This is a genomic window from Pseudoalteromonas sp. Z1A6 (assembly GCF_011378745.1).
Taxonomy (GTDB): domain Bacteria; phylum Pseudomonadota; class Gammaproteobacteria; order Enterobacterales; family Alteromonadaceae; genus Pseudoalteromonas; species Pseudoalteromonas arctica.
The window spans coordinates 1-13,435 of record NZ_WTKW01000092.1 but is presented as its reverse complement, the minus strand read 5'-3'; the positions used below and the strand labels follow the sequence as shown (position 1 = coordinate 13,435).

Sequence of the window (13,435 nt, the reverse complement as noted above, 5' to 3'; positions counted from 1 at the left end):
GTTTGGTTTATTTACATTTTTTTTAGTCATTAATTTTATACTTTAAACTTTTGAACCATATTTTCTAAAGCACTAAACTGCTGTTTTAGTTTGGTACATTCGTTAAGTGTGTCATTTAAGTTAGCCTTGCCTTGTATAGAAAGCGCACTAATTGTTTGAATATCAGTATCTAATAACTTAACAACTTGGTTTTGCTCATCGGTTGCACTGGCTACAGAATGATTTGCATCGTTAATTTGCTTAATAGCTTGTATAACATGGCTCATTAAATTGCCGACGGCATCTGCTTGTTGTACGCTTTTTTCACTGTCTTGAAGGCTTGTTTTCATAAGCTCTACAGCAAGGTTTGAGCCTTTTTGTAACTGGCTCACCGTATCTTCAATTTCTTGCGTTGATTGTTGAGTGCGGTGTGCTAATTGGCGTACTTCATCTGCTACAACGGCAAAACCGCGTCCTGCCTCTCCTGCTCTAGCGGCTTCTATTGCTGCATTTAGTGCCAATAGATTAGTTTGCTCGCTTACACCTTTAATAACTTCAAGCACTTGCCCAATACTGGCTGTGTGCGTATTTAAACTATTTATAGTTTGCTGAGCTTTCTCCATATTAGCTGAAAGCTGGTGGATGGTTGTAACACTGTGACTTAATGCTTCTTGGTTTTGTGTTGAGTGCTCATCTGCATTTTTAGCAAGCTGAGATGCACTCTCTGCATTATTTGAAATATCCATTGATGTAGCTGAAAACTGGTTAATAGCCGCTGCCACGCTATCGGTACGCTTGCTTTGGTCATCATACATAGACAATGATGAATGTGTTTGTGATACCAAGCTCTCAATAACTGTATCTAATTGCTCTGTGGACTCTTTTACTTGCTCTATTGAATGCTGAATTTTTTCGATAAAAATATTAAATGAATGGCTTAAGTCGCCAAACTCATCATCATTTTCAACGGTTAAGCGCCTTGTTAAATCGCCTTCGCCTTGTGCTATATCTTTAATGGCATCGTTTAAACGGTTCATAGGCTGCATTAAATAGCGTAATAAAAGCTGCATCATAATAATGATAGTAATGATCCCTATCACCATAAAAACGGCCGCAGTTTGGCCAAAGGTCGATACACTCATATATGCTCTATCTTTATCGATAACAACACCTAGGTACCAATCTACGTTTTCAATACCACTAATTTTTGTAAACGAAATAAGTTTAGACTCTCCGTTTATCTCGTATTGGGTAAACTCACTTTGCAAGGGCGTATTAGTACCAAAAATGTCTGATGTATTTTTTAAGTTTAACTTAGCATTAGGATGGCTTAACACTTGACCTTTGTTATCGAGTAAAAAACCATAACCGAGACCTAAAAAATCAATATCGTTAATAATTTTAGTCACTGTTTGCATATCAATATCGGCACCTGCAACGCCGCTAAACTGGCCATTTTGTAGCATGGGTACTACCGCTGAAATTGTAAGCTCGTTAGTTGTTACATCAATATAGGGAGTTGTAAAAGCGGTATTTGATTTGTTTTCGACTAATTTATACCAAGGGCGAGAGGTCGCATCAAAATCAGCAGGTAAAACAACTGATTGATCGTTTAATATAAACGTGCCGCTGGATTTACCTATATACGTATTTTTAAAGCTTCCGGCAAGCTCTGCAGTATTTAATTGTGAAAGGGTGAGTACTTTAGAATCATTAGCTTTATGGGTTTTAGCAATTGATATAACAATCGCCAACTTTGCATTTAACCAACTCGCTATATTTTGTGAAACAGATTCGGAATTTTGTTGTAATACTAGGCTTAACTGCTGCTCGGTTTGCTTGCGCATCGCAATGTAGTTATTAAAAGTAAATAACCCTAGCACCAAAACCAAAATTAAAGAGGCTGCAATAGTCACTTTGGAAGTAAATTTCAACGAGTTAAGCATATACATCCTTTTTATTATTTATCTTTATTATCCATACAGTTTTAGCAAAAATTTAGCTAAATGTCCTAATAAATAAGGCTTGTGACTAGGTTATTAGATAAAAATAAGGATAAAGGATTAAAAAACAAATGGCTGTAGGGGGTAACTGACTAATATTGAAATAAATTGTGACTCGTATTAATTACTTATGGAACGTTCCTATTAAATGTGGCTTTATAAGTGACTGAATACGTATTCAGTCACTCTTGTATAGTCTGTTATTTCCACTTATTTGCTAAGCGAACAACATTTAATCCGTACCATGCAATAAATACATAACATAGCATTGGAACAAAAAAGCTTTGCTGTATATTTACTGTGTCAGCTATAAACCCTTGCAGTAATGGTACAAGTGCACCACCTACAATAGCTAAGCACAACCAACCAGAACCCTTACTGGTCAATGATCCTAGTCGCTCGATTGCAACTGAAAATATAGTCGGGAACATAATTGAGTTAAATAAACCAATTGCCAATACTGAATATAAAGCGACGTCACCTTGAGTAAAAATGGTGATCAGCAATAGCGCAATAATACTAAATGCATTAAATGCGATCGCCTTAGAAGGCGCTATTTTTTGTAATAATACAGAGCCAATAAAACGCCCTACCATTGCCCCGCCCCAGTAATAACTAATAAGTGCAGCCGCAGTATGCTCTTCAAGTCCTGCTATGTGCGCCTCACCAAAGTAGTTAACTAAAAAGCTGCCAATGGCAACCTCCCCACCTACATAACAAAATATAGCAAGTACACCCATAGTTAAGTGCGGTGCTTGAGTTAATGAACGAGATTCTACTGCAGCATTATTTTCCTCTTTATGGGCTTCAATTTCTGGAAGCTTTATAAAGGCAAATATAATAGCGATAAGTAATAAGGCACCAGCAAGCATTAAATAAGGCACTTTTACAGACTCAGCAGTTGCTGCAGAAGCAGCAAGACTACCTGCTGTACCAAAAAATAATAAACCACCTACATAAGGCCCAACGGTAGTACCAAGCGCATTAAGTGCTTGTGCCAAATTTAAACGAGAAGAAGCTGTTTTTTCGCTCCCAAGAGCTGCAACATAAGGATTGGCAGAAACCTGAAGCACCGTTACACCAGCGGCAAGTACAAATAAAGCGCTCAAAAATAGCCAGTACTCATGTACTACAACAGCAGGATAAAACAACATACAGCCAATTGAAGCCACAATTAAACCAGTTAAAATCCCTTTTTTATAACCAAACTGCTTAACTAAAATCCCCGCAGGGATAGAAACAATAAAATAAGCACCAAAAAAGCAAAACTGTACTAGCATCGCTTCAAAAAAGCTTAAATCAAATACGCCTTTTAATCGTGGTATTAGTACATCGTTTAAAACAGTAATAAAACCCCATAAAAAAAATAGGGTCGTCATTGCAGTCAGTGGAAACAGATAATTTTTATTTGGCTGTTCGTTGACCGCGAATGATTGATTTGTATTTATTTCACTCACGTCGTTTTCACTCCATTAACAAGTTGAAAACGATTCTACATGTTTATATATAAATTAGTCAGCGCAACAAAGGAACGTTCCAATTTTATGGTTTGCATTGAGTATTTGTCGTATTGATAATACGGTCTATCTCGCCACTATTATGAAACTGATAAAGCCCTTCGTTTATATCCTCTAATACTAAAAGCCAGTTAGGTGTAAGCTTACTAATAGCAAAATATAAAGGGTTGTATTGCAAAGGGGTGTTTTCTTTTTCAATGGATGAAAGCAAGGTGTTTTTTTCAGGTTTACTCAAAGAGGAGTAAGAAACTGAGAACTTTAAAACGTCGGGATCGCCTATAATCAAATCAACACGCTTAGCAACCAGAAGCTGAACAAGCTGTAAATCATCAACAGAGGTAATAATTTCAAACTCATTATTATCCATCATGGCATCAAACTCAGGTGTGTTTTGATACCCACGAACAACCCCAATTTTTTGCCCTTTAAGCGATTTTAAGTTTCCAGTGAAACGGTCTGTATCGCCTTTCCTTTTTAAAAATGCAATTTCGCCACCTTTAAACGAATTAGATAAACCGAGCAATTCTCGACGTGTTTTACCATTAACATAATCGGAGGGGGCTGTATCTTCTATAAAGTATTCAGGCATTAATATATCAGCTTTGCCTAGTTCTACATTTCGTACAGCTCTTGCCCAAGGCAAAAATTCAATATATACGCTGTAGCCCTTACTATTTAACAAGGCAATTGAAAATTGATAAACCCAGCCTTTATTACATAAATTATTACCAATATAAGGAGGCCAGTCGAGAGTAGCTAGATGAAGTGTTTGTTTGGATTTTTTAGCTTCATAGAGCACTCCTGATTTATGGTAATGCCCATTTAAAACATGTTGAATATCATTTTGATAATATTCAACTGACGTTTCTGCAAAACAATTACTACTTGTCAGTAATAATATAAAATAAAACCAGCGCATGTAAAAATCTATTTATGATTAATCATGTTTTTAAGTTTAGTTACAACTAAACTTTTTGCACTGATAAACCTTAATCAGATGCTTTTTCCCATTTCATTTTATTATTTGTATCGCGCGAGCTTATAATAGTATCGTCACTACTCTCAACGCCGCCTAATTTAGCTAAGCGATCATACAAAACAACATTACAGGTAGCCGCTAAGTTCATGCAGCCAATAGTTGGAATATATACCACTTCATCACACCACTTTAAAACGTCTTTTGATACAGAGCCATCTTCTGGGCCAAAAACATAAAACGCATTTTCAGGGTGCTTAAACTCAGGTAAAGGTGTTGCACCTTCAATAAGTTCAATAACAACAACGGTAGCACCTTCAGGTTTTACTACTTCTAAACTATCAGTTTCGGTAAGCGGGATACGCTCAAGTACATTTTTTGTGTCGGTATGGAATTTTTTGGCGTTTAAATAACGATTACCAGTAAAAAAAACCTGTTTAGCGTCGTAACACCCTGCAGCACGCAATACGCCACCAACATTAGTTGGGCTTTTAGGATTAATTAAACCAATTACCGCTTGTTGTTTGCTCATTAATCAGCGTCCTTTGTTGGCCACTCTGCAATGTATAAATCAAAGTCGTCTAGTTTCACATCACAATCTTTTACTGTTTTATCTTTTACAGAAATCCCTAACTCGTGCATTTCTGTTTTATCGCCATTATTTAATAACGGATGCCAAGAAGCCAAGCCACGCCCTTCGTGTAAACGGCGGTAACTGCAACTTTGCGGCATAAAAAAGATGTCTTTGAGGTTTTCTTTTGTGAGTTTTACACAAGAAGGAACAAGCGTTTGGCGGTTTTCGTACTCGCTACAACCACAGGTGTTGTTATCAAGATACTGACACACAATATTAGTAAATATTAACTGCTCACCTTCACGTAACTGATCGGTGGCGGTAAATTCGTCTTCATCTTCGCTATCAATAAACGTATTTAAACAACATTTTCCGCATCCATCACAAATGGCCTCCCATTCGTTTTGACTCATGTCGCTTAAGCTTTTTTTAAGCCAAAATTGTGTATTTGCTAATTGTTGATCAAACATAGTTTACTCGTGCCCCCTAAAGAGCGCGCATTCTACCGTATTGCTGCAAATGGCGCAAAGCCAATACCCTTTCAAAGTACTGGCTTTGCGGTTCAAATTACTTTTGAGATTTAACCCAGCGTTTAATTTTTTCCTCTAGGATTGGCATTGGTAATGCGCCATCAATTAATATTTGCGTGTGGAATGCTTTAATATCAAATTTATTGCCGAGTTCTTTTTTAGAATAATCACGTAGTTCTTGGATTTTAAACTGCCCTAACTTGTAAGAAAGCGCCTGCCCCGGCCATGCAATATAACGCTCAACTTCAGCTATTACGTCACTTTTAGCCATAGATGAGTTAGCCAGCATGTAATCAATACCCTGCTGACGCGTCCACCCTTTTGCATGAAAACCAGTATCAAGCACTAAACGCATTGCACGTAATTGCTCGTCTGATAAACGCCCGTACCACATGTAGGGGTCAGTAAATAATCCAAGCTCTTTGCCTAAACTTTCTGCGTAAAGTGCCCAACCTTCTGCAAATACGGTGTAACCACCAAATTTGCGAAAGTCAGGTAAGCCGTCTATTTCTTGTTGCAGAGCTATTTGAAAGTGATGTCCTGGCGCAGCTTCGTGAATAGATAAGGTTTCGAGTAAAAATTTCGGCTGTGCTTTTAAGTTATACGTATTGATATAAAAAATGCCTGGGCGAGAGCCATCAGGTGCAGGAGATGCATACGACGCACCTGCAGCCGACTGCGCTCTGTAAGCTTCAACCGCTTTTACAACGTAAGGTGCTTTTGGTGCTATGTTAAAAAGCAGAGGCAAACGCGCATCTATTTTTTTCTTAACGTTTTCATATGCTGCAATTAGCTCCTGTGGCGTATTATAGTAAAACTCATCTGAATTACGTAAGTGGTCAAAAAATTCAGATAACTCGCCTTTAAAACCTACGGTTTCTTTTACTTTTTTCATTTCACTTAAAATGCGCGACACTTCACTTAAACCAATCTCATGAATTTCGTCTGCAGATAAGCTAAGCGTCGTGTTTTTCTTAATTTGGTATTCGTACCATGCTTTACCGTTTGGTAAGTCACTATAACCAACGCTTTCTCGGCTATTAGGAATATACTGATTAGCTAAAAAGTCACTCATGCTTTTATAAGCTGGTACTAAGTGCTGCATAATCAGTTCGCGATACTGCGCTGTAATTTTTTGCTTTTGCTGTGCGCTAAACGATTCTGGTAATTTTTTAATTGGTCCCCAAAATAGTGAGTCTTCAGCATTTTTAACTACATGAGCCGCAAATTGTGGTTGCAGTTTTTCAGCCAGAGGCTTTGGCAAGGTAATACCTAGTTTAATACCTTGAGCCATTGAGCGCTCTACACTAGTAAGCCACTTTACAAAACCTTCGTTGCGCGACATAAAAGCAGTGTAATCTTCAACTGAATTAAACGGCTGAGCGCTTTGACCTGAGCCAAAACCTGCAAACGTGTTATGCGCACCCGCCATTTGATTAATTGGTAATAAATAATCAGGAAACTGCATGCCCTCTAATTTTAGTGCAAGGTCGCGCTCTAATATTTCAAAACTTAAAAGCGACTGCCCTGTTAACTGTGCTTTATCTATAAAGTTTAATCGCTGTTGATATTTTTTATAAAAAGCCGCTTTTTTTGCTCTATTTTCTTTTGAGATAGCTGGCGTAAATTGATCGTTAAACTCGTTACGGCCACTATACGTTGCGCTTATAGGGCTATATGTAAGCGATTCATCGTAATACTGTGCAACAAGTACATCAAGCTGTTGCTCTGCCGAAAGCTCTGAAACAATACCTGCCGATGCGTTAACTGTGTTTAGCTGCGCACTGGTGTTAGTGCTTGTATTAAGCCCAGTATTCATACAGCCACTTAAAGCAAACATAACGCCACTGGCAACTAATGCTAATTTAATTGATTTCATGATAATCCTTTTTAATATCGTTTTTTGATTATGCGCATTTAACAGCGCTTAATAAAGAAATTACGACAGATTGCATTTATCGCTATTTATTTGCACTTTAAATTTACCTTGGTAGAGTCAAGAAAGACACAAACTACTCTAAAAGAAGAATAAAATGAAAAAACAATTGCTCAGTGCTTCTATTGCCCTGCTGTCCCTAAACAGCTTCAATGCACAAGCTGTTACTTACATATCAGCTAAAGCAATGTTAGATGTAGAAAACGGCACGTTAATACGTTCACCGTTAATTGCAATTGATAACGGAGTTATCGTATCAATTGAACAAAACAAAAAACCTAAGCTTTCTAAAAATGATGAGCATATCGCGTTGCCGGAGCTAACACTTATGCCTGGTTTAATGGATATGCACGTGCATTTAACAAGTGATCCAACTGTTTCTCGTAGTGAGCGTTTAGGACAATCTGTTCCGCGTATGGCAATTAAAGCGGCTTATTTTGCTAAAAAAACATTAGAAGCTGGATTTACAACAGTACGTAATGTGGGCGCTGAAGGTTATAGCGTTATCGCTGTGCGTGATGGAATTAACGCAGGTGATATTGTTGGTCCTCGTATTTGGGCTGCGGGTCCATCACTCGGAATTACTGGCGGGCACTGTGACAACAACCGCCTACCTCCTGAGCTTAAATATACTTCAAGTGGCGTCGCAGACGGTCCATGGGCTGCGCGTATAAAAGTACGCGAAAATATTAAATACGGGGCAAATGCTATTAAGTTTTGCGCCACAGGTGGCGTATTTTCAAAAGGGACTAAAGTAGGTGCACAGCAGTATTCTTTTGAAGAAATGAAAGCCATTGTTGATGAAGCCCATATGCGAGATTTACCGGTTGCAGCCCATGCACACGGTACAAGCGGAATTAAAACAGCCATTAAAGCAGGCGTTGATAGCGTAGAGCACGCCAGCTTTTTAGATGACGAGGCTATAGCTCTTGCAAAAGAGCATGGAACTTGGCTTTCTATGGATATTTATAACACCGAATACACGCTAACTTATGGCGAGCAAAATGGCGTAGACGAAGAAAACCTAAATAAAGAGCGCCAAGTATCTAAAAGGCAACGTGATAGCTTTAGCCGTGCTGTAAAAGCCGGTGTGAAAATGGTGTTTGGCACTGATGCTGCAATTTACCCGCACGGCGATAATGCAAAACAGTTTAGCCGCATGGTTGAATTTGGTATGACAGAGCTGCAAGCCATTCAAGCATCTACTATTAATAGCGCTAAGTTATTAAAAATGGATACTCAGTTAGGACAAATTAAAACCGGGTTTGCTGCTGATATAATTGCTGTAAAAGAAAACCCGCTTAAAAACATTAAAACCTTAGAGTCAGTACCCTTTGTAATGAAAGCCGGTGTTGTTTATAAAAGCAAGTTGTAAAACACACTATTAAGGCTGAGCTTACTTAGCCTTAATAAACCCCTCACTCATCTCAAACATCCTATAAAAGGTACAATGTACCTTTTATAGGCTTAACTTTGTTTATTAATTACCCGAACAGTTCTATTTAATCAAAAAAAGTGAACTTTTCATTCACTTTAAAAACAATAACCATTATCATTCGCGCAAATTCAATAACGCGAATAGTTATCACTCTATGAAAACGTTTAAGTACTCTCTTATTACTCTTGCTTGTTTAAATGCAAATATGGCATTTGCCGAAAATACTACAGCTGACTCTGATATTGAACGCATCAGCGTATACGAAAAACAAAACCGCGTGGTGATGAGCTCTGGTCTTGCGACTAAATCAGACATGTCTTTAATGGAAACACCTGCACCGGTTGTTATTATTGACCGTGAACTTATTGAATCTCAAGGTGTAGATAGCCTACAAGATTTAGTTAGAAACGTAAGTGGTTTAACACAAGCAGGTAATAACTACGGTATTGGTGATAACTTAGTAATTCGTGGCTTAGACGCAAACTATACCTACGATGGTATGTATGGTGGTGCTGGTTTAGGCAATACATTTAATCCAACTCGTTCGCTTACAAATGTTGAATCTGTTGAGGTTTTAAAAGGCCCTGCAACCGGTTTATATGGCATTGGTAGTGCAGGTGGCGTAATTAACCTAATTGAGAAAAAGCCAGAGTTTGAAGAAAAACACAAAGTATCGGCTGAGCTTGGCCAGTGGGATAGCTACTCGTTATCGTTTGATAGCACTAACGCGATAACAGATGATTTAGCATATCGTGTAATGGCTAAAACAGCGTCAAGTGACGGTTTTCGTGATTTAAAAGAAGATCGCGACGAAATTTACACCTCGCTTAAGTACGTGCTTAACGATAGACAAAACATCATGCTTTCTGCTGCATACATTAAAGATGAAATAGCGGTTGATTCTATTGGTCACCCTATTCGTATTTACAATGCAGAAACTGCAAACGGTTTAAGCGCGGGTGAAGTAACCGGTGCCGATTTAGTAAACGATCCGACAGGAAGCGGCGTACAGTTAAGTGATGCGCAACGCGACCAACTTGCTAATTCGCTATCTGCATCTGATGGCTTAACACCTTATAGCTTTGGCACAAATGGTATTATTTCACCAATGGCTGATGCCAACGAAGGTGAAGAGCTGCGTTTTAAATTAACGCATAACTATTACATTACTGACGATTTGTTTTTAAACCAGCAACTACAGTACCGTAACTACACATCAAGTTTTGCACGCCAAACAGGTGCTTATAACTACGTTTACTCTACTCGTGATGGAATTATAAATAACGACCCTCGTGCTCCATTAGTTGAAGACGGTGTACTTTACCCGTATGCAGCACGCCGTCAAGAATACCGCCAGGTAGAAGCAGATGAAAAATCGTGGCAGTACTTTTTAGATTTACGTTATGACTTTATGTTAGGCGACGTAGATAACGAATTACTTATTAACGCAAACTACGAAGATAGAGATATTCGTTTTAAACAATTCTCAATATGGGATCAAGATTACGTACTCACAAACAATGATGGTGATGTAACGTACCAAGGTTCATTGCCGTATATTTACGATATAAGAGAACCAAATTGGCCATCTGGCAGCTTTGATGACTTCGATCCACTTAAAACCAGCGACTACAATAAAAAAGTACAAGCATGGGGCTTAGGCATTCAACATGTTGGTTATCTTACTGAAGAGCTTACAACGCGTATTGGTGTAGCATATAACCGAATTGAGCAAACTTACGAGCACTTTGGTGTAGATGAGCGCTATAGCTCAAGCCGCGCAGAGCCAACACCTGAAGCGAGTACATCAGATTCTGGCTTAACGTATAACCTAGGTGCAACGTACCAGCCATCTGAAGATTTATCTGTATTTGTAAATCATTCAAAAGGCCGTACAGCGTATAGTGTATTAGGCTCTGTGGCGGGTAATGAAGCAGACAGAGAAGATTCTGAATCAATGAGTAACGATTTAGGTTTTAGATTTAAAGCGTTTGATGATCAACTACTAGCTTCTGTTGTTATATTCGAAAGCTCTCGTACTAATTTAGAATACGCAAATCCGCTTTATGACGCTTTAACATCAGGCTCAAATGCACCTGAAAGCTATTATGATGGTAAAGAAGAAACAACAGGTATTGAACTTGATTTAAACGCTTACTTAAATGATAAATGGAAAGTAAACGTAAACGGTATTTATCAAGATGCACGTGACAAAAGTAATCCTAACAGCAGCAGTTACGACACACGCCAAAAAGGTGTGCCTTACGTAACAGCAAGTACATGGGTAACCTACTACGCGGATATGTTTAACTTACCTGAAGCTGTAAATATAAGTGGTGGTATTACATTTGTAGATAACAGAAGTACTAATTCAAGTTCATTCTCGATTCCTGATGGTTACGTACCAAGTTACACGATTTACGATACAGCGGTATCGTATACAACTGATAAATGGCATATGCAGTTAAACTTAAATAACTTGTTCAACAAAAAGTATTACTCAAAAGCGATGTTTTTAGGTGGTATGCCAGGGGAAGAGCGTAATGCAAAACTAAGTTTTAGTTACACTCTTTAACTAGTTAACCTGAACTCTGGATAATAAATCTATCTCAAGCAGAGCTCAGGTTAGTTAAATACTTAAAAAGCACGGTTTTCTAATTTAGAAGCCGTGCTTTTTTGTGTTTTATAAACGCTTAATCTAAATTAAATAGTAACCACTATGCGACCGTTAATTTCACCTTTGAGCATATCATCAAAAATCTCGTTAATGTCCTCTAAGCGTTTTTCTTCAATAATCGCTTTTACTTTACCTTGCGCTGCAAATTCCAAGCATTCTTGCAAATCTTTACGTGTACCAACAATAGAGCCCACTACTGACACGCCATTAAGCACAGTATCAAAAATAGGAAGCGGCATATCCTCTGGAGGTAATCCCACTAATACACATTTACCGCCACGGCGTACACTTTTATAAGCTTGTTCAAACCCAGCTTTAGATACCGCAGTACACACAACGCCATGCGCGCCACCTACTTGTTCAAAAATAGCTTCGCTAGGAACAACTTCTTTAAAGTCGAGTGTTATATCTGCGCCAAGCTCTTTAGCAAGCGCGAGTTTTTCTTTACCTGTATCAACAGCTATTACATTAAAACCCATTGCTTTAGCGTACTGTACTGCTAAATGACCAAGCCCGCCTACACCAACAATAGCAACCCACTGCCCAGGTTTAGCACCAGATACTTTTAATGCTTTATAGGTTGTAACACCTGCACAAAATAATGGAGCAGCTTCAGAAAAGCCTAATCCCTCAGGTATTTTTACAACGTAATCACCGTGAGCCAAACAATATTCTGCATAGCTACCATCAATAGAATAACCCGTATTATGCTGCGATAAACACAGTGTTTCTTTGCCATCTAGGCAAAACTCACAGTGCCCACATGCACTATAGAGCCAAGGAATACCCACTCTATCGCCAACTTCTAAGTGCTTAATGTTGCTTCCAACTTTATCAATAACACCAACTCCTTCATGCCCTGGAACTAATGGCATTTTTGGCTTTACCGGCCAATCACCATGACAGGCATGTAAATCGGTGTGGCAAACGCCACAAGCGGCTATTTTTACTAAAACGTCGTTTATTCCAACCTCAGGAATTGGCAGATCTGTTATTTGTAATTTACCTTTGTATTCATTATTAATTGCAGCTTTCATAGTCATTCCATCGTATGTGAAAAAAATTAAAAATAAGGATTTATTTACGTATTGTTGTGTACAACATATCCCAATATAGATGTATAAATATTAATCTAAATCATACTTTAGTTGTTAAAATCAATTTATAAAATGGCTAAGAACTTGCTATCCAAAATGAGCGTGCTAGCATTTACTTTCTGAAATTACTGAAAGTTACTAAGCTATGAGTTTATCCGAAAAGAATTTTGCCTTTGTAATGCATTGTGGTGAGATGGGCAGCCGCTGGGGATTCAATCGTACGATTGGGCAAATGTGTGGTTTGCTGATTATTACTAAAAATCCAATGACAGCCAATGAGATTGCAGATGCGCTTAGTATTTCTCGCGGTAATGTAAGCATGGGTATTAAAGAGTTGCAATCGTGGCAATTAATTAAAGTGCAGCATATTCCTGGCGACCGAAAAGAGTACTACGCCCCTGCTGGCGATATTTGGGATATGGCAAATCGCGTATTTGAAGAACGTAAAAAGCGCGAAATTGAGCCCACCTTAACATTACTACGCGATAACTTATTAGACGAAGCCAGTAACGACGATGAGCTTTATGCACAAAAACAAATGGGGGAAATTCACAACCTACTTGAAACTGTCACTAAATGGTCATCAGAGCTGCAACGTTTAACGCCAGAGCAACTTAATAAGCTGATGAAGCTAGGTTCTGGAATTGGTAAAGTTATTGACTTAAAAGATAAGATATTCAAAAAAGAATAAAGCCGCAATTGCGGCTT

At 38.3% G+C, this 13,435-nt stretch carries 10 protein-coding genes; 3 read left to right on the top strand and 7 right to left on the bottom strand.

Annotated elements, in window-relative coordinates; all coding sequences use genetic code 11:
• Positions 1-35: 35 nt before the first annotated feature.
• The 6 genes from GQR46_RS07985 to GQR46_RS07960 all read right to left on the bottom strand — a co-directional run bounded on the left by GQR46_RS07985 (position 36) and on the right by GQR46_RS07960 (position 7,458).
• Complete coding sequence (locus tag GQR46_RS07985) at positions 36-1,925, bottom strand: methyl-accepting chemotaxis protein (RefSeq protein ID WP_165740648.1); 1,890 nt, start codon at positions 1,923-1,925, stop codon at positions 36-38.
• Positions 1,926-2,182: 257 nt separating this feature from the next.
• A complete protein-coding gene (locus GQR46_RS07980) occupies positions 2,183-3,439 on the bottom strand; it encodes a sugar MFS transporter (protein WP_007583255.1) in 1,257 nt (418 codons plus the stop codon).
• Positions 3,440-3,524: 85 nt separating this feature from the next.
• The gene (locus tag GQR46_RS07975) at positions 3,525-4,418 is read right to left on the bottom strand and encodes a transporter substrate-binding domain-containing protein (RefSeq protein WP_165740647.1); all 894 of its coding nucleotides are present in this window, start codon (positions 4,416-4,418) and stop codon (positions 3,525-3,527) included.
• 70 nt (positions 4,419-4,488) lie between these two features.
• A complete protein-coding gene (locus GQR46_RS07970) occupies positions 4,489-5,007 on the bottom strand; it encodes an RNA methyltransferase (protein ID WP_165740646.1) in 519 nt (172 codons plus the stop codon).
• Positions 5,007-5,519, bottom strand: a complete 513-nt coding sequence (locus tag GQR46_RS07965; RefSeq protein ID WP_165740645.1) for a YcgN family cysteine cluster protein — start codon at positions 5,517-5,519, stop codon at positions 5,007-5,009. Before GQR46_RS07965 ends, GQR46_RS07970 begins: the two co-directional genes overlap by 1 nt.
• A gap of 97 nt (positions 5,520-5,616) precedes the next feature.
• A complete protein-coding gene (locus GQR46_RS07960) occupies positions 5,617-7,458 on the bottom strand; it encodes a DUF885 domain-containing protein (protein ID WP_165740644.1) in 1,842 nt (613 codons plus the stop codon).
• Positions 7,459-7,612: 154 nt separating this feature from the next.
• On the opposite strand from GQR46_RS07960, the gene GQR46_RS07955 reads away from it, so the two are divergent.
• Both GQR46_RS07955 and GQR46_RS07950 read left to right on the top strand, forming a co-directional pair.
• Positions 7,613-8,890, top strand: a complete 1,278-nt coding sequence (locus tag GQR46_RS07955; protein ID WP_165740643.1) for an amidohydrolase family protein — start codon at positions 7,613-7,615, stop codon at positions 8,888-8,890.
• Between the two features lie 217 nt (positions 8,891-9,107).
• The gene (locus GQR46_RS07950; RefSeq protein WP_165740642.1) at positions 9,108-11,528 is read left to right on the top strand and encodes a TonB-dependent receptor; all 2,421 of its coding nucleotides are present in this window, start codon (positions 9,108-9,110) and stop codon (positions 11,526-11,528) included.
• Positions 11,529-11,656: 128 nt separating this feature from the next.
• Here GQR46_RS07950 and adhP read toward each other — a convergent pair whose 3' ends face one another.
• The gene (gene adhP, locus GQR46_RS07945) at positions 11,657-12,667 is read right to left on the bottom strand and encodes an alcohol dehydrogenase AdhP (protein ID WP_007583268.1); all 1,011 of its coding nucleotides are present in this window, start codon (positions 12,665-12,667) and stop codon (positions 11,657-11,659) included.
• Positions 12,668-12,872: 205 nt separating this feature from the next.
• Between adhP and GQR46_RS07940 the strand changes: the two genes are divergently transcribed.
• A complete protein-coding gene (locus GQR46_RS07940) occupies positions 12,873-13,418 on the top strand; it encodes a MarR family transcriptional regulator (RefSeq protein ID WP_010552940.1) in 546 nt (181 codons plus the stop codon).
• Positions 13,419-13,435: the final 17 nt, after the last annotated feature.